Origin of the sequence: Delftia sp. WSY_10 (assembly GCF_043104705.1) — a bacterium.
Taxonomy (GTDB): domain Bacteria; phylum Pseudomonadota; class Gammaproteobacteria; order Burkholderiales; family Burkholderiaceae_C; genus Comamonas; species Comamonas tsuruhatensis.
Map to the genome: position 1 here is coordinate 197,571 of NZ_JBICKY010000019.1, position 24,860 is coordinate 222,430.

At 69.3% G+C, this 24,860-nt stretch carries 22 protein-coding genes; 14 read left to right on the forward strand and 8 right to left on the reverse strand.

Annotation, left to right across the window (positions count from 1 at the left end):
- The first annotated feature begins 57 nt into the window (after nt 1–57).
- Both ACF8ML_RS09755 and ACF8ML_RS09760 read left to right on the forward strand, forming a co-directional pair.
- Nucleotides 58–1,086: an AraC family transcriptional regulator gene (locus tag ACF8ML_RS09755; protein ID WP_133074117.1), complete on the forward strand. Its 1,029-nt coding sequence runs from the start codon at nt 58–60 to the stop codon at nt 1,084–1,086.
- A gap of 107 nt (nt 1,087–1,193) precedes the next feature.
- Complete coding sequence (locus ACF8ML_RS09760) at nt 1,194–2,321, forward strand: siderophore-interacting protein (protein ID WP_312840556.1); 1,128 nt, start codon at nt 1,194–1,196, stop codon at nt 2,319–2,321.
- Between the two features lie 45 nt (nt 2,322–2,366).
- Here ACF8ML_RS09760 and ACF8ML_RS09765 read toward each other — a convergent pair whose 3' ends face one another.
- The gene (locus ACF8ML_RS09765; protein ID WP_392407045.1) at nt 2,367–3,887 is read right to left on the reverse strand and encodes a class I adenylate-forming enzyme family protein; all 1,521 of its coding nucleotides are present in this window, start codon (nt 3,885–3,887) and stop codon (nt 2,367–2,369) included.
- Between the two features lie 45 nt (nt 3,888–3,932).
- Entirely contained in the window at nt 3,933–5,627 is a 1,695-nt protein-coding gene (locus ACF8ML_RS09770; RefSeq protein WP_392407046.1) for an acyl-CoA dehydrogenase family protein, read from the reverse strand.
- A 45-nt stretch (nt 5,628–5,672) separates the two neighbouring features.
- Here ACF8ML_RS09770 and ACF8ML_RS09775 point away from each other — a divergent pair, with 45 nt between their 5' ends.
- Nucleotides 5,673–6,326 (forward strand): TetR/AcrR family transcriptional regulator, encoded by a 654-nt coding sequence (locus tag ACF8ML_RS09775; RefSeq protein ID WP_392407047.1) that lies wholly within the window; start codon nt 5,673–5,675, stop codon nt 6,324–6,326.
- 26 nt (nt 6,327–6,352) lie between these two features.
- On the opposite strand, the gene ACF8ML_RS09780 is transcribed toward ACF8ML_RS09775, so the two are convergent.
- The 3 genes from ACF8ML_RS09780 to ACF8ML_RS09790 all read right to left on the reverse strand — a co-directional run bounded on the left by ACF8ML_RS09780 (nt 6,353) and on the right by ACF8ML_RS09790 (nt 9,378).
- Nucleotides 6,353–7,531: a sensor histidine kinase gene (locus ACF8ML_RS09780; RefSeq protein ID WP_392407048.1), complete on the reverse strand. Its 1,179-nt coding sequence runs from the start codon at nt 7,529–7,531 to the stop codon at nt 6,353–6,355.
- Nucleotides 7,516–8,241, reverse strand: a complete 726-nt coding sequence (locus tag ACF8ML_RS09785; RefSeq protein WP_016447358.1) for a response regulator — start codon at nt 8,239–8,241, stop codon at nt 7,516–7,518. Before ACF8ML_RS09785 ends, ACF8ML_RS09780 begins: the two co-directional genes overlap by 16 nt.
- A gap of 132 nt (nt 8,242–8,373) precedes the next feature.
- Entirely contained in the window at nt 8,374–9,378 is a 1,005-nt protein-coding gene (locus ACF8ML_RS09790) for a fimbrial protein (protein WP_392407049.1), read from the reverse strand.
- 348 nt (nt 9,379–9,726) lie between these two features.
- Between ACF8ML_RS09790 and ACF8ML_RS09795 the strand changes: the two genes are divergently transcribed.
- From ACF8ML_RS09795 to ACF8ML_RS09835, 9 genes are all read left to right on the forward strand, one after another.
- Nucleotides 9,727–11,196 carry an efflux transporter outer membrane subunit gene (locus ACF8ML_RS09795; RefSeq protein WP_392407050.1) on the forward strand — a complete coding sequence of 490 codons (1,470 nt, stop codon included), beginning with the start codon at nt 9,727–9,729 and terminating at the stop codon, nt 11,194–11,196.
- Nucleotides 11,193–12,347: an ABC transporter permease gene (locus tag ACF8ML_RS09800; RefSeq protein WP_016447361.1), complete on the forward strand. Its 1,155-nt coding sequence runs from the start codon at nt 11,193–11,195 to the stop codon at nt 12,345–12,347. The genes ACF8ML_RS09795 and ACF8ML_RS09800 overlap by 4 nt, the downstream gene beginning before the upstream one ends.
- Nucleotides 12,348–12,362: 15 nt before the next feature.
- Complete coding sequence (locus ACF8ML_RS09805; protein WP_016447362.1) at nt 12,363–13,121, forward strand: ABC transporter ATP-binding protein; 759 nt, start codon at nt 12,363–12,365, stop codon at nt 13,119–13,121.
- Nucleotides 13,118–14,062: an HlyD family secretion protein gene (locus ACF8ML_RS09810; protein ID WP_392407051.1), complete on the forward strand. Its 945-nt coding sequence runs from the start codon at nt 13,118–13,120 to the stop codon at nt 14,060–14,062. The genes ACF8ML_RS09805 and ACF8ML_RS09810 overlap by 4 nt, the downstream gene beginning before the upstream one ends.
- On the forward strand, nt 14,055–14,759 hold the full coding sequence (locus tag ACF8ML_RS09815) for an MtnX-like HAD-IB family phosphatase (RefSeq protein WP_313283949.1): 705 nt from the start codon (nt 14,055–14,057) through the stop codon (nt 14,757–14,759). The genes ACF8ML_RS09810 and ACF8ML_RS09815 overlap by 8 nt, the downstream gene beginning before the upstream one ends.
- A gap of 174 nt (nt 14,760–14,933) precedes the next feature.
- Nucleotides 14,934–15,875 carry a carboxylesterase gene (locus ACF8ML_RS09820; RefSeq protein ID WP_016447365.1) on the forward strand — a complete coding sequence of 314 codons (942 nt, stop codon included), beginning with the start codon at nt 14,934–14,936 and terminating at the stop codon, nt 15,873–15,875.
- Nucleotides 15,865–16,233 (forward strand): EamA family transporter, encoded by a 369-nt coding sequence (locus ACF8ML_RS09825; protein ID WP_012202070.1) that lies wholly within the window; start codon nt 15,865–15,867, stop codon nt 16,231–16,233. Before ACF8ML_RS09820 ends, ACF8ML_RS09825 begins: the two co-directional genes overlap by 11 nt.
- A 179-nt stretch (nt 16,234–16,412) precedes the next feature.
- Nucleotides 16,413–16,907 (forward strand): multidrug efflux SMR transporter, encoded by a 495-nt coding sequence (locus ACF8ML_RS09830; RefSeq protein ID WP_012202071.1) that lies wholly within the window; start codon nt 16,413–16,415, stop codon nt 16,905–16,907.
- Nucleotides 16,900–18,129 carry a DegT/DnrJ/EryC1/StrS family aminotransferase gene (locus ACF8ML_RS09835; RefSeq protein ID WP_392407052.1) on the forward strand — a complete coding sequence of 410 codons (1,230 nt, stop codon included), beginning with the start codon at nt 16,900–16,902 and terminating at the stop codon, nt 18,127–18,129. The genes ACF8ML_RS09830 and ACF8ML_RS09835 overlap by 8 nt, the downstream gene beginning before the upstream one ends.
- 36 nt (nt 18,130–18,165) lie before the next feature.
- Here the strand turns inward: ACF8ML_RS09835 and ACF8ML_RS09840 are convergent, their stop codons facing one another.
- From ACF8ML_RS09840 to ACF8ML_RS09850, 3 genes are read right to left on the reverse strand one after another with little or no spacing between them, the layout of a single operon-like run.
- A complete protein-coding gene (locus ACF8ML_RS09840) occupies nt 18,166–19,071 on the reverse strand; it encodes an arginase family protein (RefSeq protein ID WP_016447368.1) in 906 nt (301 codons plus the stop codon).
- Nucleotides 19,053–20,126: a GNAT family N-acetyltransferase gene (locus ACF8ML_RS09845; protein ID WP_392407053.1), complete on the reverse strand. Its 1,074-nt coding sequence runs from the start codon at nt 20,124–20,126 to the stop codon at nt 19,053–19,055. The genes ACF8ML_RS09840 and ACF8ML_RS09845 overlap by 19 nt, the downstream gene beginning before the upstream one ends.
- A 7-nt stretch (nt 20,127–20,133) precedes the next feature.
- On the reverse strand, nt 20,134–21,507 hold the full coding sequence (locus tag ACF8ML_RS09850) for an aspartate aminotransferase family protein (RefSeq protein ID WP_016452231.1): 1,374 nt from the start codon (nt 21,505–21,507) through the stop codon (nt 20,134–20,136).
- A gap of 280 nt (nt 21,508–21,787) precedes the next feature.
- On the opposite strand from ACF8ML_RS09850, the gene ACF8ML_RS09855 reads away from it, so the two are divergent.
- Together ACF8ML_RS09855 and ACF8ML_RS09860 are read left to right on the forward strand one after the other, a co-directional pair.
- Entirely contained in the window at nt 21,788–24,193 is a 2,406-nt protein-coding gene (locus ACF8ML_RS09855; protein ID WP_392407054.1) for a TonB-dependent hemoglobin/transferrin/lactoferrin family receptor, read from the forward strand.
- Between the two features lie 172 nt (nt 24,194–24,365).
- Nucleotides 24,366–24,854 carry a hypothetical protein gene (locus ACF8ML_RS09860; RefSeq protein ID WP_016447372.1) on the forward strand — a complete coding sequence of 163 codons (489 nt, stop codon included), beginning with the start codon at nt 24,366–24,368 and terminating at the stop codon, nt 24,852–24,854.
- Nucleotides 24,855–24,860 lie beyond the last annotated feature (6 nt).

The following is a 24,860-nucleotide window of genomic DNA, read 5'->3' on the forward strand; positions in this document are numbered from 1 at the left end:
GCTTTCATAAAATAAGAATCATTCTTGTCTGTGGGGCGCGCACCGCTCCGGCTGGCCATGGCTTTCTCCTCTGTCCAAACACCTGCACGCCCTCCGCGCTGGCTGGGGCGGGGCACGCTGCGTGCCTGTGACTTCAGCGGGCCCGACTACCGCATCCTCGATGCCGAGGTCACGGCGCAGGATGCGCTGCTGGCCGGGCACCTGCAGGCCTGGCAGGTCCAGCCCGGCCTGTGGCTGCATGGCGTGGAAGCCCGCGACCTGCGCACCATGAGCACGCGTTCGCCGGCCGTGCCGGGCCTGCACATGGTCGTGCTGCTGGAGGGGTGCGTGGACGTGGCCTTCGGCAACCAGGGCCTGCAGCTGCAGGTGGCGCCCGCCAGCGCCGCCGGTGCCCATGTGCAGGCCTGCGGGGCCGTCATCCACACGCGGCCCGGCGACATGTTCATGCGGCAGTGGCGGCGCGGAAAGTTCGAGCGCAAGCTCAGTATCACCGTGCAGCCGCAGTGGTTTGCTGCGCAGACCCTGCCCATGGCGGCGCCGCCGCTGCTGCAGCGCTGGATGGAGCAGCAATTGCTGGCCATACGGCCCTGGCAGCCCTCGCCGCGCGCCGTGGCGGTGGCCGAGCAGATCATCCAGCTGGCACGCGAGGGCTCGGCGCCCTTGCTGCTGGCCAGCCGCACGCTGGAGCTGGTGCACGAGGCCGTGCAGTCCCTCGAGGCGCCCGAGCCCGATCCGGCGCAGACCGTGCCGGGCGTGCTGGGCGTACGCGAGCACCGGCGCATGGCGCGCCTCAAGGCCCTGCTGGACAGCGGCGGCGACGGCTGCCGCACGCTGGCCGAGATCGCACGCGAAGTGGGCCTGAGCGCCAGTGCGCTGCAGCGCCAGTTCCGCCTGGCCTATGGCTCCAGCATCGACGAGTACCGGCGCGAGCAGCGGCTGGCGCGCGCCTGGGCCGCGCTGGAGCAGACGGGCTGCAGCGTGGCCGAGGTCGCACATGGGGCCGGCTATTCCAGCGCGGCCAACTTTTCCACGGCCTTCAAGCGCCGCTTCGGCATCTCTCCCAAGCTGGTGCGTGCCCGGGTCTGACGCCCGGCGGGCGTCTTTGGCGCGTGGCGCAAACATCGGCAGGCCTGCCGCAAAGCCTGCTTGCGCCAGGCGGTGCTGCAATCTGGCAAAAGAAAGGACATACGCGAATGACACAGCTGCAGGCGCGCACCTCGGTGCACATGGACAGGCCCGACGAAGCCATTGCCGCCATCGTCGGGCACATGCAGGAGCACGACATCACCGTGCGCCGCGAAGGCTCGCGCTGGGTGGCCGACTACGAAGGCGGCCGGGGCCAGCTGTGGCTGGAGGGCCGGCAGGTGCATGCCGAGGTGGCCGCGCCCGGCGTGGAACTGCTGCAGGACATGAAGCTCATGCTGGCCCACCTGCTGCTGGAGGCCACGGGCGCCGCCGACGGCTCCCTGGCCTGGGAGGGTGACGGCGCCGCGCTGCAGCGCCCGCCGGCCTTCCGCGAGCTGCGGGTGCTGGCCGTGCGCGATCTCACGCCGCACATGCGCCGCGTGCGCTTTGCCTGCGACGACATGGCGCGCTATGCGCAGGACACCCACATCCACGTCAAGCTGCTGTTCCCCCAGCCCGGCGTGACCGAGCCCGAATGGCCCACGCTGTCGGCCAGCGGCCTGCTGCGCCTGCCCGAGGGTGACATGCGCCTGGACATGCGCACGTACACCATGCGTGCGATGGGTGTGGATGGCGTGGACAGCGAGGCGGGCGGCGCCAACGGATGGATCGACGTGGACTTCGTGCTGCACGAGGACGCCGGCCCCGGGTCGGCCTGGGCCGCGCGCGCCCAGCCGGGCCAGCGCATCGGCATGACCGGCCCCGGCGGGCGCACGGCCACCCCGGCCGACTGGATGCTGCTGGCCGGCGACGACACCGGCCTGCCGGCCATGCTGCGCATTGCGGCCGCCCTGCCCGCGCACACGCGCGGCCATGTCTTCGCCGAAGTCCAGGGCCCGCAGGACGAGCAGCCCGTGCAGGCGCCCGCAGGCCTGCAATGGCACTGGCTGCACCGCGGCGCTGCCGAGGCCGGGACCACCACGCTGCTGATCGACGCGCTGCGCGCCGTGCGCTGGCCGGATGCGTTGGCCGGTCATCCCGCCAGCCGCTTCGTCTGGGCCGCTGGCGAGTTCGACACCGCCCAGGCCGTGCGCCAGTGGGCGCGCGAGGAGCGCGGTCTGGAAAAGCACGAGCAGCTGGTCGTGGCCTATTGGCGGCGCGGCATGAGCGAGTCGGATTTCAAGGCCGCGAAGTAGGCCGCCAAGTAGGCCGCGAAGCAGGCCACGCAGGAGGCCGGCGCCTCAGGGGGCGCTGCGCTCCTGACGCAGCAGAAACTTCTGCAGCTTGCCTGTGGGCGTGCGCGGCAGGCTGGCCGCAAAGACGAATTCACGCGGGATCTTGTAGCGTGCCAGCCTGTCGGCCAGGAATTGCTGCAGCGCCTCGGTATCGGGCGCGGTCTCGCCGCGCAGCACCACATGGGCGATGACGGTCTCGCCCCATTCGGGGTGGGGCCGGCCCACGACGGCGACGTCGGCGACCTGGGGATGGGCCGAGATCGCATCCTCCACCTCCTTGGAATAAACGTTCTCGCCCCCTGTGATGACCATGTCCTTGGTCCGGTCCACGATGAAGAGATAGCCCGCGTCGTCCAGGCGCGCAAGATCGCCCGTGCGGTACCAGCCGCCGGGCGCGAAGGCGGCGGCCGTGGCCTGGGCGTCGTGCAGGTAGCCGTCCATCACGCTGCCGGTGCGCAGCCAGATCTCGCCGGTGTCGCCGGGGCCGGCATCCTCGCCGTCGTCGCGCACCACGCGCATGTCCACGCCGGGCAAGGCCACGCGGCCTATGGAGCCTGCCCGCTCCACCTGCTCCTCGGGGTAGAGCGTGGTGCCCGTGGGGCCGGTCTCGGTCATGCCGTAGACCTGGTAGAAGCGGTCGCTGCGGTAGGCCGTGGCCAGCTTGCGTGCCATCTCGGCGCCGATGGGGCCGCCGCCGTAGACCCAGGCGCGCACGCTGCTCAGGTCGTAGTGGGCAAAGTCGGGCAGCATCTGCAGCGGCGCGAAGTAGGAGACCGGCGCGCCGAAGTACAGCGTCACGCCCTCGTCCTGCACGGCCTGCAGGAAATGCTGCGGGTGGTACTCGCGCAGCAGCACCACGGTGCCGCCCATGTACAGCGTGCCGCCAAACCAGTTGTTGAGCGGCGAGGAATGCCAGATGGGCATGGCCATCAGCGTGCGTTCCTCGCGCGTGATGGACAGGCCCAGCGCGGCCGTGATCGCCGCCAGCGTGACGGCGCGATGGCTCAGCAGGCAGCCCTTGGGCCGGCCCGTGGTGCCCGAGGTGTAGAGCACCTGGGCGATGTCGCCATCGGCGGGCCGCGTGCCTTCCATGGGCCTGGCGGCCGCCACCAGCGTGTCCCAGTCCTGGACACCCGGGACGGCCTCTTGCGCCTCGGTCACAAGGCGGGCGCAGGGGTGCTGCGCGGCGGCGACCACCGGCGCGAGTGCGGCGTCAAACACCACGGCCTTGCACTGCGCGTGGTCGAGGATGTACTGCAGCTCGGGCGCCTGCAGCTTGTGGTTGACGGGCACCAGCGCGGCGCCCAGGCGCCAGGCGCCGAACAGGGCCTCTACAAAGCCCGGCGTGTTCAGGCACATCAGGGCCACGGTGTCGCCCCGGCCCACGCCCTGGGCCTGGAGCACGGCGGCTGCGCGCTGCGAGCGCCGCTGCATGTCGGCATAGCTGATGGAGGCGCCCCGGTCGCGCAGAAAGGCCTTGGCTGGCGTCTTGCGCACGGCGCTGTCGAAGGCATCGAGCAGGTTCATGTCTTGTCTCCTTGTGCTTTGTTGTGTGGTGGGCCGGCGGCCACTTCAGGCGGGCAGCGCGCGCTGCAGGATGGCGGCAATGTCCAGGCCTGCGGGATCGAAGGCGCCCGCCACCATGGCGCCCTGCTGCGCGCCCAGGCGCGTGGCGATGAAGCCGTCGGCCATGGCGGGCGGCGCATGGCGGCGCAGCAGGCAGGCCTGGGCCAGCAGCACCAGGTCCTGCACCAGGCGGCGTGCCTGGGCCTCGAGCTGGTCAGGCGGGCCGGACAGGCGCCGGGCCAGCGACTGCGCCTGCTGCAGCAGCGCGGGCTCGCCCGCCGCCGTGTCGATCAGGTCCTGCAGCAGCAGCTGCGCGCCGTCGGGCTCGCGCGAGATGGCGCGCAGCACGTCCAGGCACATGACGTTGCCCGAGCCTTCCCAGATCGAGTTCACGGGCGCCTCGCGGAACAGGCGCGCCATCACGCCCGTGTCCACATAGCCGTTGCCGCCCAGCACCTCCATGGCCTCGCCCGTCAGCTCCACGCCGCGCTTGCAGACCCAGAACTTGGCCGCTGGCGTCATGATGCGTTTCCAGGCGCGTTCCAGCGGATCTCCCTCGTCGCCTCCACGCTCATAGGCCTGGGCCAGGCGCATGGCGATCTGCAGCGCGGCCTCGCTTTCCAGCGCCAGGTCGGCCAGCACGCTGCGCATCAGCGGCTGCTCGGCCAGCCGCTTGCCGAAGACGCTGCGCCGGCGCGCATAGGCCAGGGCCTGCACCGTGGCCGAGCGCAGGATGGCGGCGCTGCCCAGCACGCAGTTCAGGCGGGTGTAGGTGGCCATCTCGATGATGGTGGGAATGCCCCGGCCTTCCTCGCCCATCAGGATGCCCCAGGCGTCCTCGAACTCCACCTCGCTGCTGGAGTTGCTGCGGTTGCCCACCTTGTCCTTCAGGCGCTGCACGCGCACGGCATTCCTGCTGCCGTCCGGGCGCCAGCGCGGTACGTAGAAGCAGGCCTGCCCACCGCCTTCCCCCATGCGCGCCACCACCAGGTGGGCATCGCACATGGGGGCCGAGAAGAACCACTTGTGGCCGCGCAGCAGGTACTCGCCGCCGCGCCCGCCGGCGTGCACCGGCATGGCCACCGTGGTGTTGGCGCGCACGTCGGAGCCGCCCTGCTTCTCGGTCATGCCCATGCCCAGCCACATCGATGCCTTGTCGGCCACGGGCAGGTCACGCGGATCGTATTCGTGGCTGAACAGCTTGCCCTGCAGCTGCTGCCACAGCGCCGGTTCCTTTTGCAGCAGCGGGATGGCGGCCGTGGTCATGGTGGCCGGGCACAGCGTGCCCTGTTCGACCTGGCCGTGCAGGTAGAAACCTGCGGCCCAGGCGCTCCAGCGGCACGCGCTGCTGTCCTCGAAGGGCAGGGAGATCAGCCCCTGCTGCCGGTATAGTCCCAGCAGCGTGTGCCAGCTCGGGTGGAACTCCACGGCGTCGATGATGCGGCCGCGTGCGTCGAAGCGGTGCAGCTCGGGCGTGTGGCGGTTGGCCTGCTCGGCCAGCTCCCAGGTGGCGCGCTCGCCCAGCTGCTGCGCATAGCGCGACAGCGAAGGGATGTGGCGCGCAGCGCCGCTGCGCTGCAGGGCCTCGGCCAGGGCAGGGTCGGCCTCCAGCAGGTTGAAGTCGGTGAGTTCGTCGACCTGGTTCAGGACGTCGTGCGTGTTCCAGGTGTGCCCTGTCTGCAATGTCTGGCCGGTGCTCATGCGTGTCTCCGTGATCGTGGGTCTCAACGCAAAAGTCTAGGAAAAATGCCCAGCAAAGGTGTTCGGGTTTCACGGCAGCAGCCGCAGCCGCCCAAAGTGCGGCGCCGCCCCCTGCAATCGCGCGCGCAGGCCACCTCGCAGGCGCTGCAGGACGCCTTTGTTCGGCTTGTGATCGAGCAGGGCTACGAGCGCACCAAGGTGCGGGAGGTGGCGGCCGTGGCCGGCGTGGGCCTGGGCACCTTCTACGAATACTTCGGCAACATGGACACGCTGGCGGCCATGTGCATCCACCGCCAGGTGCAGGCCCTGCATGCCCAGGGACTGCAGACGCTGCAGGGATGCGCCGGCATGGCGCCGGCCACGCGCGTGGACCGGCTGCTGGACACCTTGGTGGACGGCATTGCGCGCGAGGCGCCGATGTGGGCTGCGCTGTTCATGCTCGAGCGCAAGGTGTCCGCGCCCGAGCCCTTCCGGCGCCACTACCAGGCCTATGTGCAGCTGTGGGCCATGGCGCTGCAGGACTGCGATCCGCCGCTGCCCGAGCCGGCCCAGCCCCTGGCGCGGCTGCTGCACACGATGACCTATGGCTGGGTGTCGCAGTCGCTGCTGGCGCTGGGGCCGCAGCAGACGCCGCAGCAACTGCGCGAGCCGCTGGGCTGGGCCATTCATGCGCTGCTGCGCAAGGCGCAGGCTGCGTAGTCCCTCAGGGCCCAGGGGCCCGAGACTCAGATGCGCGGAAAGCGCAGCGTGAAGCGGGCGCCGCCCCGCTCGGAATCGTCGGCCTCCACGCTGCCGCCCTGGGACAGGGTCAGCGCCTTGACGATGGACAGGCCCAGGCCAGAACCCTCGCGGCGGCGCTTGCCGGGCACCTGGGCAAAGCGCTGGAAGGGATGGGCGCGCAGCTCGCTGGGCAGGCCGGGGCCTGCATCGCTGATGCGCAGCACGGTCCAGGCGCGGCCTTCGATATCGGACTCCACCGTGAGCGCCACGCCCAGCCAGGCGCCGCTGGCCGCATGGCGCATGGCGTTGCTGACCAGGTTGGAGAGGATCTGGCGCATGCGGTCGGCATCGGCGCGGATGTCGGTCATGCCTTCGTCGGTGGGGCCGGGCAGGAACAGGTCCAGCTGCATGCCGTGCTGCTGCAGCTGGGGGTGGAGCTGGTCCAGCGTCTCGGCCACCAGCAGGGTCAGGTCCATGCGCTGCTTTTGCAGCGAGAGCTGGCCTGCATCGGCCATGGACAGCGTGTGCAGGTCGTCCACCAGCCGGCCCAGGTGCTCGACCTGGGACAGCAGGGTGTTCAATTCGGTGTCGTCCGCCGCGATGACGCCATCGCAGATGGCATGCAGTCGCGCCTGCAGCACCGTCAGCGGCGTGCGCAGCTCATGCGAGATCGAGGCCGCCGTGGCGCGGCGCTCGGTCTCCAGCGTCTCCAGCGAATCGATCATGCGGTTGAAGGCCTCCACCATCTCGGCCATCTCGCCGTGGGCCTTGCCGGGCAGGGCGCGCGCGCTGAAGTCGCCCAGCTCCACGCGCTTGGCCACCTCGACCATGGACGCCAGGGGCCGCGTCACCAGGCGAGACACCCAAAAGCCCACGGCCAGTCCGAAGGGCAGGCACACCAGCAGGCCGATGACCAGCGACCATTTCTCGCCGAACAGCAGATCGCCCGTCCAGTACTGGCCATAGATCTGCATGGCGCGCGGGCTGTCCTCCAGCGACTGGGCGTTGAGTTCGTCCAGCTCGATCTGCACGGCCGGCGGCAGGCTGTTGTAGAAGTCGCGGTACTGGATCTCGGAGAACACCAGCACGCCGATGGCCAGCAGGGCGATGGTGCTGAGCACGGTGGCCGTGATCCACAGGCCGAAGCGCACCCAGATGCGGTTGGGCCTCAGTCCCAGGGCCATAGCCGGTAGCCGATGCCACGCACGGTTTCGATCAGGCCTTCCTGGCCGGCCAGCTGCAGCTTGCGGCGCAGCTTGGACAGGTGCGAGTCGATGACGCGCTCCAGCGCATCGCTCTCGGGCAGGCAGTGCTCGATCAGGTGGGAGCGCGAGAAGCAGCGCCGAGGCTGGGCCGCCAGGCAGGCCAGCAGGCGGAACTCGGTCAGCGTCAGGGGCAGCGGCAGGGCGCGGCCCTCGTTGTCGTAGACCACGGCGCTGTGCGCCTCGGTATCGATCTCGATGGGGCCCACGCGGATGGGCGCGGGCGCCGGGTTCTTGCGCGCCTGGGTGCGGCGCAGCACGGCGCGCACGCGGGCCACGACCTCGGGCGGATTGAAGGGCTTGACCACGTAGTCGTCGGCGCCCAGGCGCAGGGCCAGCAGCTTGTCCACATCGTCGGCCAGGGCCGTGACCATGATCACGGGCGTCTGGCTGTCATCGCGGATGGCGCGCAGCACGTCGATGCCATCCATGCCGGGCAGGTGGATGTCCAGCAGCACCAGGTCGGGCCGCAGCTGGCGGAACAGCTGCAGCGCCTCCTGCCCGTCCGAGGCCATGCGCGAACGCAGCCCGTCCCGCTCGAGATAGGCCGTCAGGATGCTGGCGATGGCGGGCTCGTCTTCGACGACGAGCACGAGGGGGGTGGTTGCCGTTGGCTGTGCTGTGGAGTTCATGGGAAAGCTGGCAGGGCCAAGCGCACATTATGGTGCGATGCCCTGCGAGCCGCAGCCCTCCATATTGGCTCCACGAAGTCTGCAATCGCGCGCAAGGCTGGCGCTGTTCATTTCCTGCAGGCCCATCAGCGGCTATTGGTAGCTCATCGTGAAGGTCGCCCTGCCATAGGCCACGCCAGGTGTCACGCTGCCGGCTGTCTGCACCAGACGCGCGCTCAGCGGAATCTTCAGGCTGTTCTGCCCCTGTGCGACCTGGCCCGCATTCCATTGGTTGGCATTGCCCAGGCTGCCGGAGTCGGGGCCGAAGCTCACGGGCACGTTGTTTCTCAGTACCTGTATGCCGACACCCCGGGCCTTGGAGTTTTGGGCCAGCGTCAGCGTGCTCGATCGGTTGGTCGCCTGGGTGGCATCCGTCAGCGTGACGAAGGCGGTCAGGCGTGTATTGGCTTCGCCTCCCGCGCAGGTCAACTCGATGCTGAAGTCCTTGGCTGCCGTGACGGTCCCGATTCCCTTGAAATCGGCGAACGGGGCGGGGGCCATGGTCACGTCGATCTTGCCCGTGGACACCCGGCAGGTCGGCGGCCTGGGGCGGCTGCTGACGTTGACGGTGATGCCACTCGAAAAGAATACCGTGGCCAGCAAGTCACGGGCATTGCTGGTCCCAGAGTAGATTCGTGCGAAGCTGCCATTCAGGAAACCGCCAGATGTGAGTTCCCCGGTTTTCACGAGCTCGATGGTCATGTTGTTGCTTGGCAGTGAATGGAATATGCCCTGTTTCAGCATGGACCCGGAATAAGGCGCGGCTCTTTCCCACGTGATTCTCATGCCAAGGTTGGGAATGGAGGTGGAATATATTCCACTGCTTTCCGTTCCAATGCCTTCTATGTAATAAAAATCATTGTCGCAAGAAATGTGGTAGCTGCCGGCCCCGGTATTTTGCAAAGCCATTGTCCTGGAATAGACAACGCTGCCAATCGGATAATTTTCGTTGACGATGGTGGGGGTGTTGGCCGAACCCGGAAACTGGGCATTCCAGCCCTGGGAGGAACAACGGGCCCAGGATGAAATAGGGGCCATGAAGAAAATCAAGAGGAGCGGCATGGCCAATGCATGGCGCAAGATGGCTGTGAAAGGCATGCTGTGGACTCCAGCCAGGAAGATATGGATCAATGTCCTTGGGACAGGCGGCACCGGGCGCGATATCCGGTCAATATACCGACCTGTATGCGGCATTGGAATCGGAGTGTTCTGAAAATAAACTCGGAATCATCCGAGTCCGCGGTAATCTGGCGCGGTCCGCGACTGACTCCCGCCCGGGATGGGCAAGAGAGGCTTGCGCACGGCGCCGCGTTCTCCATGTTTCCTCCATAAAGCCTGCAACCTCGCGCAAGCTTGGCCGCGTCCAATGGCTATCCGGGGACATGGTTCCCTGGCCTCGTTTTCCCGGTCCTCCCCCTCGATCATCCCCTCCCGCCTGTCCATCCCGTGAACCACGCCGCCGCGACGCAACGCCTCTCCAGCCTGTGCCTGGGCGCCGCCCTGGCGCTGGCCGGCTGCTCATCGCCGCCCCCGGCACAGCTCGACGGCTCGGTGCCTGCGCAGTGGACACAGCCCCTGCCCGCCGCCGCGCCGGGCGCATCTGGCTCGACCGCCGCACCCGACCTGCAGGGCTGGTGGAAGGCCTGGGGCGATGAATCCCTCAACACCCTGGTCGAGGAGGCGCTGGCCGCCAACCTCGATCTGTCCCAGGCCCAGTCGCGCCTGCGCCAGCAGCGGCTGCTGGCGGGCACGGCCGGCGCTGCCTTCCGGCCCGTGTTCACGGCCGGTGCGCGCACGCTGCAGGACATCGCAGCCATCGACTCGTATTTCCACGCCAGCATCGACGTGAGCTGGGACCTGGGCCTGTTCGGCGCCCGCGAGGCCGGCGAGCGCAATGCCGCAGCTGCCGTGCTCGATGCACGGGGCCGCCTGCAGGCAGCGCGCGTGGCCCTGGTGGCCGACGTGGTGCACCGCTACCTGGACATCCGCATGGCCCAGCGCCAGCTGGCCCTGATCGACGAGCAGGCGCAGCTGGATGCGCGTGCCCTGCAACTGGCCCAGCTGCGCCAGCAGCAGCGCCTGGGCACGGCCGAGGCCGTGCGCCAGCTGCAGCTGCAGGCCGGCCAGAGCGCTGCCCTGCGTGCGGGCCTGCGTGAAACCCAGGCCCGCAGCGCCCACATGCTGGCCGCACTGCTGGGCCGCACGCGGCCCGATGCGCAATGGCTGCAGGCCGATGCGACAGCGCCGCTGCCTGGCCCGCAGGCGCTGGGCGTGGCGGTCCTTCCGGCCGACCTGCTGCGCACGCGCCCCGACATCCAGGTGGCGCAGGCCGGCGTGGAACGCGCCGCAGCCGAGCAGGGCATTGCGCAAGCGGCGCTGTACCCGCGCTTCGTGATCGGCGGCTCGCTGCTGTATTCGTTCAACATCACCCAGAACCTGCGCACCACGCAGGACAACGCGCCCACCTTCGGGCCGCAGATCGACATTCCCCTGTTCGACTGGGGCCGCCGCCGCTCGCAGGCCGATGCCAGCGAGCTGGCGCTGCAGGCTGCCATCCAGGGCTACCGCCAGAGCGTGCTGGACGGCGTGGCCGAGGTCGAATCCGCCCTGGCCGCCATCGGTGCCCAGCGCCAGCGCATCGCCGCGCTGCAGGACTCGCAGCAGGTGCTGGCCGAGCGCGAACGCGTGCAGCACCAGCGCCAGAAGCTGGGCCTGGACAGCGAGTTCGGTGGTCTGGCGTCCCGGCGCGCCGCATTGCAGGCGCGCAGCGAGCAGACCACCGCCCTGGCCGCCCATGCCCTGGCCTATGTGGCGCTGTACAAGGCCCTGGGCGGCGCGCCGCTGCCTGCCGAGGACAGGCCGGAGGACGATTCCGGCAACGGCCCTGCGCCCGTGGCTCAGGGGGCATCCTCATGATCGCGCTGGCGCGCAAGACGCTGGTGCACGAGTGGCGCCGGTTCATTCCCTCCGTCTTCGCGGTGGGCTTCTCCGGCGTGCTGCTGGCCATGCAGGCCGCGCTGGTGCTGGGCATCTTCGGATCGGCCGCGCTGTATGTGACGGCGTCCTCGGCCGATCTGTGGATCGGCTACCCGGGCACGCAGAGCGTGAATTTCGGCCGCACCATCGGCCGCGACGTGGACATGCGCCTGCGCATGGACCCGGACATCACTGCCGTCGAGCCCTACGTCTGGGTCGATGGCGACTGGCGCTCCAGCACGCCGGCCGGCGGCGCGGCCAGCGAACACGGCGGCGGCGTGTCGGTCTACCTGTCCGGCATTGCCACCGATGATGCCTCCATGCTGTTTTCCCGCGTGCTCCAGCCCTGGCAGCGGCAGCGCCTGCGCGAACCCGGCGCCGTGATCGTGGACCGGGCCGACCTGCAGACGCTGGGCGCCAGCGAGGGCGGCGTGGCCTGGGTCAACAACCACCGCGTGCAGGTGGTGGCCGCCGTGGACGGGCTGCGCGGCCTGGGCGGCGTGAACGTGCTGGCCTCGCTGGCCACGGCGCGCGAGATTGCCGGTGACCCGGGCCAGGGCAGCACCTACTTCGTGGCGCGCGTGCGCCCCGGCGCCTCGGCCAAGGCCGTCCAGCAGCGCCTGAACCAGTCCACGCCCAGCTTCGGCCCCTACGAGGCATGGACAGCCAAGGAATTCGCGCGGCGCTCGCAGCGCTACTGGATGTTCGACACGGGCGCCGGCGCGGGCGTGCTGTTCATGGCCGTCATCGTCTGCCTGGTGGGCTCGGTGGTCACCAGCCAGTCGCTCAAGGCCGTGGTGGCTGCCTCGTCGCGCGAGTACGCCGTGCTCAACGCGCTGGGCGTGAGCCGCGCGGCCCTGGGCCGCGTGGTGGTGGAGCAGGCCTGCTGGATCGGCGGCCTGGGCTTCGTGATGGCCGCGCTGGCCAGCGCCGTGCTGCTGGCCGTGGCCACGGCCTACCGCGTGCCCGTGGCGCTGAACGCATCGGCCGTGCTGGCCTGTGCCGTGCTGGTGGCCGTGCTGTCCCTGCTGTCGGGCCTGGGCGCCATGCGCAGCCTGCTGCGCGCCGACCCGGCCACGCTGCTGCGCTGAAGACTTCCAGACACCATGAACGTGATGAATGCCTCTTCCCCCGCGCCCACGGCGGTGCCCCGCACGGCGCCCAGCCTGGAGGCCGTGCGGCTGTGCAAGTCCTTCCTGTCGGGCATGGTCAGCGTGCAGGTGCTGCAGGGCCTGTCGGTATCGCTGTACGCGGGCGAACTGAGCCTGATCTCTGGCCCTTCGGGCTGCGGCAAGAGCACCCTGCTGTCGCTGATGTCGGGCCTGCAGGCGCCGGACAGCGGCTACGCCATGGCGCTGGGCGAGGACCTGGGCAAGCTGGGCACGCGGGCGCTGGAGAAGTTTCGCCTGCGCCACACGGGCTTCGTCTTCCAGGGCTTCAACCTGTTCCCGGCGCTGACGGCCATCGAGCAGGTGCAGCTGCCCCTGGGCTACATGGGCCTGCGCAGCGACGAGGCCCTGCGCCGCGCGCAGCAGGCGCTGGACGAGGTCGGCCTGTCCCACCGCGCCCACATGCGCCCGGCCGAACTGTCGGGCGGCGAAAAGCAGCGCGTGGCCATTGCGCGCGCCATGGCCAAGGCGCCGCAGCTGCTGTTCGCCGACGAACCCACGAGTGCGCTGGATGCCGAAAGCGGCCAGCGCGTCATCGACATCCTGCACCGCGCGGCGCGCAACCATGGCACGACCGTGCTGTGCGTGAGCCATGACCCGCGCCTGGTGCGCCATGCCGACCGCGTGCTCGGCATGGAGGACGGCGCCATCCGCAGCGACTGGCGCCAGACCTCCCCGTTGAAGGAAAAACAATGAAGCACCCCCTGAGCGGCCTTGCCGCTTCCACTGCCGGACTGGCTGCGGCGCTGGCCGCCGCCGCGCTGCTGGCGGGCTGCGGTCCTTCGCACGATGCGCCCGCCAATGCGGGCCAGGCCAGCTCCAGGGCGCAGCAAAGCGGCCCGGCGGCCGTGGCCGTGGCGCGCGGCAAGATCGAGGTGGAAGGCGGGCTGCTGGACCTGTCGCCCGCCGTGGCCGGCGTGGTGCAGCAGCTGTCCGTCAAGGAAGGCCAGTCCGTGCAGCGCGGCCAGTTGCTGCTGAGGCTGGCCGACGAGACGGGCCAGGCCGACCTGGCCGTGGCCGAGTCCGAGGCCCAGCTGGCCAAGGCCCGCCAGAAGGCACGCGCCGCGCGCCTGCCCCAGCTCAAGCAGACCCTGGCGCGCTGGCAGGCAGCGGCCCGCGAGGGCGCGGCCGACGCGCAGAACGTGGACGAGGCCGCGCAGGCACTGCGCGATGCGCAGGCCGAGATCGACGTGGCCGCGGCCGAGGCCCAGGTGGCGCAGCGCAAGCTCGAACAATTGCGCGCCCAGCACAAGCGCCAGGAACTGCGCGCGCCCGAGGCCGGCACCGTGGTGCGCCTGGCCACCCACGCGGGCAGCCAGGCCGTGCCCGGCACGCCGGCCGTGGTGCTGCTGCCGCAGCGCCCGCTGCAGGTGCGCGCCGAAATCAACGAAAGCTTCGCCGCCGCCGTGCGCGAAGGCATGCAGGCCACGGTGACGCTGGATGCCGATGGCTCCGCACAGCAGCAGCTGCCCTCGGCACGCGTGCTGCGCATCAGCCCCGTCTATGGCACGGCGCGGCTGCAGGACGACCAGCAGCGCGGGCCGGTGCGTGTCATCGAGTGCGTGCTGGTCTTCGAGCAAGCTCCCGCCGCCGTCGTGCGCGTGGGTCAAAACGTAAGGGTGCAGTTTCATGAATAAGCGCATTCCCCTGTATCTGGACACCGCCGCCCCCGGCTGGATGGTGCAAAGCGACTTCGACGGCACGATCAGCCTGCTGGACGTGACCGACACCCTGCTCAACCGCTTCGGCAAGCCCGGCTGGCAGGAACTGGAAGACGCCTGGGAGCGCGGCGAGATCGGCTCGCGCGAATGCATGAAGGGCCAGGTCGCGCTGCTGGACATGGACGAGGCCGAGCTGCGCGCCCATCTGGACACCATCGAGATCGACCCCGGCTTTGCCGGCTTCGCGGCAGCCGCCCAGGCCCACGGCATGGTGGTGCAGGTGGTCAGCGACGGCATCGACTACGCCATACGCCATGTGCTGGAGCGCCATGGCCTGGGCCATCTGCAGGTCATCGCCAACCGTCTGGTGCCGACCGGCGAGCGCAGCTGGCGCCTGGACTCGCCCTGGGCCAGCGCGCAGTGCGCGCGCGCCAGCGGCAACTGCAAGTGCGAGCGCCTGGCCGAGCAGCAGGCCCAGCATGGCCGCGTGCTCTATGTGGGCGACAGCACCTCGGACTTCTGCGTCTCGGGCCGCGCCGACTTCGTGCTGGCCAAGTACAAGCTGATCGCCCACTGCGAAAGCCGGGGCATCGCCCATGCGCCCTTCGAGCATTTCGAGCAGGCCACGGCCTTGCTCGACAAGGTGGTCCTGGGCCTGGAGGCGCTGGCATGACATACCACCCCCTGAGTCGCTTCGCTCCTTCCCGTTGCACGGCGCCCCCCAAGGGGGACGACACCTTCGGTGCGGGGCGGCGCGGCCGGCCAAGGCCCTTCCTTGGTGTCTCTGGCTTCGGGGCACGCCATTTTCATGGACAGAGGGCGACGCGCAGCGTCATGGAAAATTGACATGAATTTGAGTGATGGGCTCTCCCTGGTTCAGCGCAGCGAGCCTGCCACGGGGCTGGACAGCGTCTGCGTGACCGAGCATGAATTCGTCATGCCCGGCACGGGCGCTGCCGCGCGCACCGGCGTGCTGCTGGTGCACGGGCTCACGGGCACGCCGGCCGAGATGCGCCTGCTGGCCAAGGGGCTGAACAAGCAGGGCTTCACCGTCTATGCGGTCCAGCTGGCCGGCCATTGCGGCAGCATGGAAGATCTCGTGGACACGCGCTGGACCGACTGGCTGGCCAGCGTGGAAGGCGGCCTGCAGCGGCTGTCGCAGCATGTGGACCATGTGGTGGTCGGCGGCCTGTCCATGGGCGCCGTGCTCTCGCTGGCCGTGGCCCAGCGTCATCCCGACAAGGTGGACGGCGTCTGCGCCCTGTCCACCACCTTCCGCTACGACGGCTGGAGCATCCCCTTCTACACGCGCCTGGCCTTTTTGCTGCCGCTGTTCCGCGCGCTGGGCATTGGCCGCCGCAGCGTGTTCATGGAGCAGCCGCCCTACGGCATCAAGGACGAGGCCCTGCGCGCACGCGTGGTCGAGCAGATGCACTCGGGCGACAGCGCGGCGGCCGGCCTGCCGGGCAATCCCTGGTGGTCCATCATCGAACTGCGCCGCCTCTCGGCCCACGTGCTGGCGCGCCTGCCCCAGCTGCGCTCGCCCTGCCTGGTCATCCATGCGCGCAACGACGACATCTCGTCGGTGGCCAACGCCCACGACATCGTGCACGGCGCCAGCCAGGCCCATGTCGAGCTGGTGCTGCTGGACAACAGCTACCACATGGTCACCATCGACCGCGACCGCCGCACCGTGATCGCGCGCACCACCGAGTTCGTGGCGCGCATCGCCAGCGGTGCCGCCCCCCGCGAAGGCCGGGCTGTGGAGGCTGCGCCGCATGGGCAGTGATCTCTCGCCGCTGGTCATCACGCTGTGGGTGCTGAACGTGCTGGTGGACAGCGGCGGCCAGCTGGCCTTCAAGGCCGCTGCCAGCCAGCCCGGTGACCTCGACGGCCTGGCGCGCTGGCGCTTCATGGCCTCCAGGCCCTGGCTGTGGCTGGGCGTGGGCTGCTATGTGGCCGAGTTCGTGCTGTGGCTGGCCTTTCTCTCGCTGGTGCCGCTGTCCGAAGGCGTGCTGCTGGGCTCCATCAATATCGTGGCCATCATGATCGCGGGCCGGCTGCTGTTTGCCGAGAAGCTGGCACCCATGCGGGTCGCCGGAATTGTCCTCGTGTCCATAGGCGTCGCCATCGTGGGCCTGCATTGAGATGAAACAGCACCCCCTGAGTCGCTTCGCGCCTTCCCCCGTGTGCACGGCGCCCTCTCTCGCTTCGCGGGAGGGGGACGACACCCTCGGGGCGGGGCGGCCCTTCCTCGGTGTCCCAGGCTTTGGGGCTCGCCAGTTTCATACGATGCGGGCGGCGCGCAGCCCCGTGAATAACTGAGATGAAACGTTTCTATTTCATTGGCTTTCTGGTGCTCATGGCCTTCGACACGCTGGCCCAGCTGAGCTTCAAGCAGGCCGGCAATGCGGCGCTGCCGCTGGAGTTCTCCACGGCCTGGCTGGCGCGCGTGTTCGGCCAGCCCTGGATCTATGGCGCCTTCGTGGGCTACATCGGCGCCTTTTTCTCGTGGATGACCTTGCTCAAGCGCGCGCCCATCGGCCCGGCCTTTGCGGCATCGCACCTGGAGATTCTTTCCGTGCTGGCGCTGTCGTACTGGCTGTTCGACGAGCGCATAGGCATGCCCCAGATCATCGGCTGCCTGTTCATCGTGGCCGGCATCGCCTGCCTGGCGGTCAGCGAGACGCAGGAGGCCGAGGGGCCCGGCGCAGACGACGACACTCCGGGCCATGCGGGCGGCAACCCGGGCGCGGGTTCGGCCAGCGCGGGCGCCGCGCATCTGGCGGCCTCGGCCGAGCACGGCACGCACCGTGGCTGAACGCATGCTGCCGCCCACGGCGGGCCTGCCACTGCGCGCGGCCGACCTGCTGCCCTGGGGCGACGCGGACCTGGCGACGGCGCTGGCGCAGTGGCTGGGCGTGCCCGCCGTGCAGCTTGAATGCTCTGGCACCTCGGCGCTGATGGTGGCGCTGCAGACCCTGCGCCGCCTGGCGCCGGGCCGCAGCGAAGTCATCGCACCCGCCTATACCTGCCCGCTGGTGGCCCTGGCCGTGGCGCACTGCGGCCTGCAGCTGCGCCTGTGCGATCTGCATGCCGACACGCTGGACATGGACCCCGCGCGCCTGCGCGCCCTGTGCAGCGAACGCACCCTGGCCGTGCTGCCCACGCATCTGTGCGGCCGCGTGGCCGACGTGGACACGGCCCTGGACTGCGCGCGCGCCGTGGGTGCCTGGGTGGTGGAGGACGCGGCCCAGGCCCTGGGCGCGCGCCTGCGCGGCGAGCCCGTGGGCTGGCAGGGCGATGTGGGCTTCTACAGCCTGGCCGTGGGCAAGGGCCTGACCACCTTCGAGGGCGGCGTGCTGCTGGCGCGCGACCCCGCGCTGCGCGAGGCACTGCGCGAGACACATGCAGCCAGCGTGCGCCAGGACCGAGGCTGGGAGTTGCGCCGCAGCCTGGAGCTGCTGGGCTATGCGGCGCTGTACCGCCCCGCCGGGCTGGACCTGGCCTATGGCCGCCCCCTGCGCGATGCGCTGTCGCGCAGCGACTGGGTGCAGGCCGCCGGCGATGATTTCGACGACGCCATTGCCCGCCATGAACTGGGCGCCTGGCGCCGCCGCGTGGGCCGGCGCGCACTGGCGCGGCTGGCGGACTTCCAGCAGCAACTGCAGCGCCAGGCGCGTGAGCGCGGCGCCTGGCTGTCGGCCATCGATGGCATCGAGGTGGTGGGCGACACCGTGCCGGGTGCGCAAGGCGTCTGGCCCGTGCTGCTGCTGCGCCTGCGCGATGCCGCCACGCGCGATGCGCTGCTGCGCGCGCAATGGGGGCGGGGCTGGGGTTTGTCGCTGCCCTTCGTCCATGTGCTGCCCGACTATGGCCGCTACGACCATGTGCTGGGCCTGGCACGCCAGGACGTGGTGGACCAGGGGCGCGACTGGGCGCAGCGCCTGGTGGCGGTGGGCAACAGCCTGTGGTTCGACGACGCGCGCTTTGGCGATCTGGTCCAGGTGCTGGAAAGCGCCATGAAGCAGGCCGCCGCCTGACCTCGCAGCACCGGTCGCCGCAGCTCCGGTGGGGCCTCAGCCGGCCTGCTGCAGACGCTCCACCAGGCGCTCGTTGAACGCATGCTGGCCCAGTTGCCAGGTGGCCAGCGTCTGCGCGCCGATCTGCGTGTCCTGGCCGTCACCCGCGCTCATCCAGCGCTTCCACCAGGTCGCGTAGCGCCAGGAAGACACATCGCCCGTGATGTCGCTGCCCACGATCTGGCCGGACAGCGCGCCAATGATGTCCATGGCTTCGCTCTCCAGCATGCGGCCCTGGTCCCAGTTGGTGCGCACCACCTCGGGCGCGAACACGTCCTTGTCGATGCTCAGGTAGGTGGGCTGGGCCTGCTCGCGCAGCATGCGCGCCAGCGTGCGCGACAGCTCGGCCACGCTGGCAAAGCTGCGAAAGGCCGAGTCCACGCCCAGGCGGCGCGCCCAGCCCGTGTCCACGCCCGCGCTCCAGTAGCTCAGGCGGCCCGCGCGCAGCGGCGTGAGGTAGTTCTCCCAGGCGTGTGCGCGGCCGATGTCGCCGGAAGTGATGCCGGCCACGTGCACATGCGAGACGGCCGGATGCAGGGCCACGCGGCGCACCCAGGAGCCGCAGTGCACGCCCCAGGGAAAGCGCATGTTGTCGGGGTGGTTGTCCAGCACGACCACGCGCAGCGGCCGGCCTGAGGACAGGGCCCGCGCCGCGATGCAGCGCTCGATCAGCGGCCAGCTCAGATGGTGGAAGTCGCCGCTGCCCATGAGGGCCGTGCCATGCGCGGCGGGCAGCTGTGCATCGAGCGCCGCGCGGAACCGCGCGAAGCGCCGCAGGCCGCAGCCGAAGCGCACCTGCTCCTGCCAGTGCTGCAGCGGCAGGCGCAGCTCGCCGGGCAAGGACCCCACCGAGCCATCCACATCCAGCACGACCGGCTGGGCATTCAGTTCTGTTCGCTCCATTGGCGATCGCTTTCGAAGTGGCCGGCAAAGCGCCGGCCCAGTGCGCGCAGCAGCGGGTTGCGGATGAAGACCGCATGCTGCGTGAAGGTGAAGCTGGCGCCCAGCTGGGCCTTGACCTCGGGATCGGTCCAGCCGGCCACGTAGTGGCTCAGGCCGCGTTCGATGGCGTATTCGAGGTTGACCATCCAGCTCACGAAGTAGAGGTTGGCCTCGCGTGCGGCCGGGTAGGACAGGCCGATGTACTTGTCGATCAGCTTGCCGCCGTGCTCGAAGCACAGGTTCCAGCCCAGCAGCGCGCCGGGCGCGCCGTCGTCCTGCAGCGCGCGGTACTCGAAGACGAGGCCGCCGTTGTCCGCGTCGCGCAGCACGGCCGCGAAGAAATCGCGCGTGAGTTTGTCGAAGTGGATCTCGCTTTGCGCATACACCGCATCGAACAGCGCGTAGTAGGCATCGACCCGGGCGTCATCGGCAAAGGCCGCGCCCGTGGGAATGCGCTGCACCTGCAGCTGCGCGCGGCTTTTGAGCTTGCGCCGCAGGTTCTGGCGGCGGCTCCTGGACAGGCGCGCAAGGTACTCGTCCAGGCTGGAGAAGTCGATGGGCACATGGGCCAGGGCCTGGCCTTCGACCAGGATGAAGCCCGCATCGGCCAGGGCCTGCGCCAGCGCCCGTGCGTGGGCGTTGTCGGCGTCCGGCAGCAGCGGTGAATCCTGGGGCAGGTCCTTGACGATGGTCAGCAAGCGCCGGCCTGCGCGCGCGCGCAGCGCGGCAGCCTGCTGGGCGGCAGGGGTGCCCATGGGCAGCACGGCGTACTCGCTGACCGTGGTGCCCACGAAGTCGGTGGACAGGCGCAGCCGGCGCGACAGCCAGCCGCCACCGGGCAACGACAAAAGACGCGCCTTGAGCGCGTCGTCCGCCGTGGTCAGAAGATCGAAGGGCGCCGTGAAGGCCGGCGCCGGCCAGTCCTGCAGCAGTGCGAAGCCCTCGGGAGGATGGGCCGCGAACTGCGCGAGCAGGCCTGGGGGTTCGAGCTGGTTGTGCAGGCGCTCTGCGGGCATCGCGCCTTCAGGCCGCCTTGGCTTTCGTGAGCAACTGGTCCAGCAGGACCATGGCCTCGTCGATCTCGGGGCGCGAGATCATCAGCGAGGGCGCGAAGGTGATCACGTTCTTGTAGTAGCCGCCCACGTCCAGCACCAGGCCGCGCTTGCTGCCCTTGTATTCCAGGCCGCCTTCGAGGCCGATGTCCACCATCTTGTCCAGCAGCGCCTTGTTGGGCGTGAAGCCGTCCTCGGTACAGATCTCGGCGCGCAGCGCCAGGCCCAGGCCGTCCACATCGCCGATTTCCTTGTGGCGCTTTTGCAGCTCCTTGAGGCCTTCGAGGAAGTAGGCGCCCGATTCGCGCACCTGGCGGCCGAAGTCCATCTCGTGGGTCATCTTCATGACTTCCAGGCCCAGGGCCGTGCCCAGCGGGTTGGAGGCGAAGGTAGAGTGGGTCGATCCCGGCGGGAAGATGGTGGGGTTGATCAGTTCCTCGCGCGCCCACAGGCCCGACAGGGCGTTGAGGCCGTTGGTCAGCGCCTTGGCGAAGACCAGCACATCGGGCTTGACGCCGAAGTTCTCCACCGACCACAGCGTGCCGGTGCGCCAGAAACCCATCTGGATTTCATCGACCACCATCAGCACGCCGTGGTCGTCCAGCACCTTCTTGAGGCCCTTGAAGAAGTTGGGCGGCGGCACGACGTAGCCGCCCGTGCCCTGGATGGGCTCCACGTAGAAGGCCGCGTACTCGCACTGGTTGGTCTTGGGGTCCCAGATGGCGTGGTATTCGTTCTCGAACTTGCGCGCGAATTCCCGGACGATGGAGTCCGCGTATTCCTCGGACGTCATGCCCTTGGGGCGGCGGAACGGGTAGGGGAAGGGGATGAACTGCGCGCGGTCGCCGAAGTGGCCGTAGCGGCGGCGGTAGCGGTAGCTGGAGGTGATGCTGGAGGCGCCCAGCGTGCGGCCATGGTAGCCGCCCTCGAAGGCGAACATCAGGCTCTTGCCACCGCTGGCATTGCGCACGACCTTGAGCGAGTCCTCGATGGCCTGGGCGCCGCCCACGTTGAAGTGCACGCGGCCGGCATGGCCCCACTTGCGCTCCGCATCCTGGGCGATGAACTTGGCCAGCTCGATCTTGGTCGGGTGCAGGTACTGGCTGGCGACCTGGGGCAGGGTCTGCAGCTGCTCGATCATCTTCTGCTCGAGGCGCTTGTTCTTGTAGCCGAAGTTCACGGCCGAATACCACATCTGCAGATCGAGGTAGGGCGTGCCGGCCTCGTCGTACATGTAGCTGCCTTCGCAGCCCGAAAAGATCTTGGGGGGATTGACGTAGTGGACGGTATCCCCGAACGAGCAGTACTTGGCTTCGTCGGCCAGGAGTTGGGCGTTATTGGTCACAGCAAAGGGCTCCAGATATTCAGCCGCCGCAGTGTGAGCGGGCAATCTTGCTGCGCTGTCGAGTCTTTGTGTGGGGTTTGTGGAGGAGGTCCGCGCGGGACCGTGATCTGTCCCTGTGACGTAAATGATACAAAACAAATGATAATCATTATCAATTGGTGGGAGAATCGCGGAAAGCCAGCAGGAAGAAATCACACCCGGGGGGAATCAATGGTCTCGCAAGAGCACTCCGCGAAGAGGTCGGCAGCTAGCCAGCAACCCTCGTTCCCCGATTCCTGCCATGGCTCCATCTTCACGCTCCTGCGCCCCTGTCTCCCTTTTCTGGAATCCCTGCGCTGCGCCGGCCTTGCGGCCCAGCCTGCTGGCCGTGGCCGTGCAGGCCGCCGTGATCGGCCTGGCCACGTCCGGCGCCTGGGCCCAGCCCCGGCCTCAGGCCCTGGACGATGAGGCCCGGCTGATGGCACAGGCTCCCACCAAGGCACTGGCCCAGGTCGACGTGGTCGACACGGCCGAGCCCGCGCAGCGAACCCCGGGCGCCTCCACCACCGTCAGCGGCCCGGCGCTGGAGCAGGCCGGCAGCATGGCCGACGTGGTGCGCTACCAGCCCCTGGTCTCCGCGCCGGGCACAGCCTCGGGCACCAGCCGCAACCGCAGCAGCTTCGACCGCTCGGGCACCACGGGCTACAACATCCGCGGCATCGAGGGCAACCGCATCGGCATGGATGTGGACGGCGTCGAGATGCCCGACGCCACCACGCGCCCCTATGTGAGCCGTGTCGGCGCCAACACCTTCGGCGTGGGCCGTGACTTCATCGACCCCGAGATGTTCTCGGCCGTGGACATCCTCTCCGGCACCACCACGGCGCGGCGCGCGGCCGGTGGCATCGGCGGCTCGGTGGGCTTTCGCACCAAGTCCGCCGAGGACTACCTGGTGGGCGGCAAGACCTCCTACCTGGGCGGCAAGATCGGCCACGACACGGCCGACCGCTCCTGGAACGAGAGCTTCACGGCCGCTGGCCGCTCGGGCGACCTCGACGGCCTGATCGCCTACTCGCGCCGCGACGGCCACGAGACGCGCAACCACAGCGCCATCGTCAACAGCTATCCCGACGACTGGAACTCCAAAGCCCTGCTGCTCAAGGGCGGCCTGCGCATCAACCCGGCCCACCGCCTGGTGCTGTCGGCCGACCTGTATCGCCGCAAGAACGACACCTCCTTCCACGGCTGGGACACCACCAACACCAGCATCACCGAAAGCTCGCGCCAGAACAGCGACACCAGCCGCAACACGCTGCAGCTGCAGCACCTGTGGACACCGGCCGGCGCCTGGGTGGACCAGCTGGACACGCGGCTGTACTTCCAGAACACGGACACCAACGACGTCACCGACACCACCACGCTGGCCACGGGCGCCAAGGTGCACAACGTCTCGGGCAACGAGACGCGCACCTGGGGTTTCTCGAGCACGGGCGACAAGCGCATCGACCGCCACCGCCTGAGCTTTGGCGTCAATGCCTCGACCCAGGACACGGAGCGCCCCTGGGCCGTGTCCGGCAGCATGAAGCCCCAGCCCGATACCACCACCCGCCGCTACGGCGCCTTCCTGCAGGACGAGATCAGCTTCCAGGCCGGTGGCCGCCGCCTGGCGCTGATTCCCGCGCTGCGCGTGGACCGCGTGGAGATCAAGACGCGCGACCTGGACAACTTCGTCTCGGGCGTGCTCACGGCCGCCGATGTGGAAAAGATTTACGGCGGCACGCGCGACAACACCATCCTCAGCCCCAGCCTGGCCCTGGTCTATGACCTCACGCCCACGTTCAGCGCCTATGCCCAGTTCAAGCGCAGCGGGCGAGCGCCCTCGGCCGGCGAGATCTTCGGCTCGTGGAACATGGCCAGCAACTACAACGCGGCAGGCCAGTACGCGCTGGTCGGCAACCCCAACCTGAAGGAGGAAAGCAGCAATGCCTTCGACTTCGGCCTCAAGGGTTCGCCCACGCCGGGCGTGACCTTCAACAGCTCGGTCTTCTATACCAGGTACTCCGACTTCATCGCCTACACGCGCTACCTGCGCGCGGGCCGTCCCGACCTGTTCGTCAACGTGCCCGCCCACATCGGCACCATCTACCAGGCCGAGAACCGCGACAGCGCAAAGATCTACGGCTTCGAGGCCAGCGCGCGCCTGGACCACGGCCAGTGGATGCCCGCCGCCAGGGGCCTGTACTCCACCTGGGCGCTGGGCATCAGCCGCGGCACCTCCAAGTCCTACTACGCAGGCGACAAGGATGTGCCGCTGGACAGCGTGCTGCCGCGCAAGGCCATCGTCGGCGTGGGCTATGACGCACCGGCCCGGCAATGGGGCCTGAACCTGACCGGCACCTTCGTCGCGGGCAAGCAGGCCGTGGCCACCAACCGCGACAGCTACCAGAACGCGGGCACCGGCCTGACCGACTCGACCACCGAGCTGTTCCGCGTGCCCGGCTATGCCATCTTCGACCTGGCCGGCTACTGGCAGGTCGCAAAGAACGTGCGCCTGAACGCCGGCATCTACAACCTGGGCGACAAGCGCTACTGGGACTATTCCAGCACCCGCAGCCTGCAGCCCGGCGTGGCGCGCGACCGCCGCGACATCGAGCTGCTGAGCAACCCGGGCCGCACCTTCGCCGTGTCCATGAACGTTGCGTTCTGAGCACCCTGCGCACCATGCCATTGCATCCACGCCACCTTCACTTGCCGCGTGGCGCGGATCCGAGGAGTTTCTCCAGGGGCCGGCCGGCCTTCCCTACAGCGGCGGTGTCGGCCGGAAAGCCTCCACCACCATCGCAGCCGCCGCTGTATCTGCCTACTTCAGGAGTCGTTTCATGATCGAGTTCTCTCTGTCCCACCGCATGCTGGCCGCTGCCGGCCTGGCGGCCCTGCTCACCGCCTGCGCATCGCCCACGGCACCGTCCGCCAGCGGCCCGGCCCAGCCTGCGGGCGGGCATGGCCAGTCTGCCTTCATGGGCAGCTACGACGCCAACCGTGATGGCGTGGTCACGCGCCAGGAGTACGACACCGTGCGCAAGCAGCGCTTCCTGGCCGGCGACACCAATGGCGACGGCTGGCTCAGCGAGAAGGAGTACGTGGACGAGTTCGAGGCCCGCCTCAAGCAGCAGTACGCGGGCCGCCAGCCCGACGAGCGCTATGCCCAGTCCATGAAGCAGGCCCATGTGCGCTTCGGCATCGTGGACAGGAACCGCGACGGCAAATACACCGTGGAAGAAGACATGGCCATCGCCGATCGCAGCTTCAAGGAAGCCGACGTCAATGCCGACGGCGTCGTGGACAAGAACGACGTCAAGAAGCCCTGAGCGGAC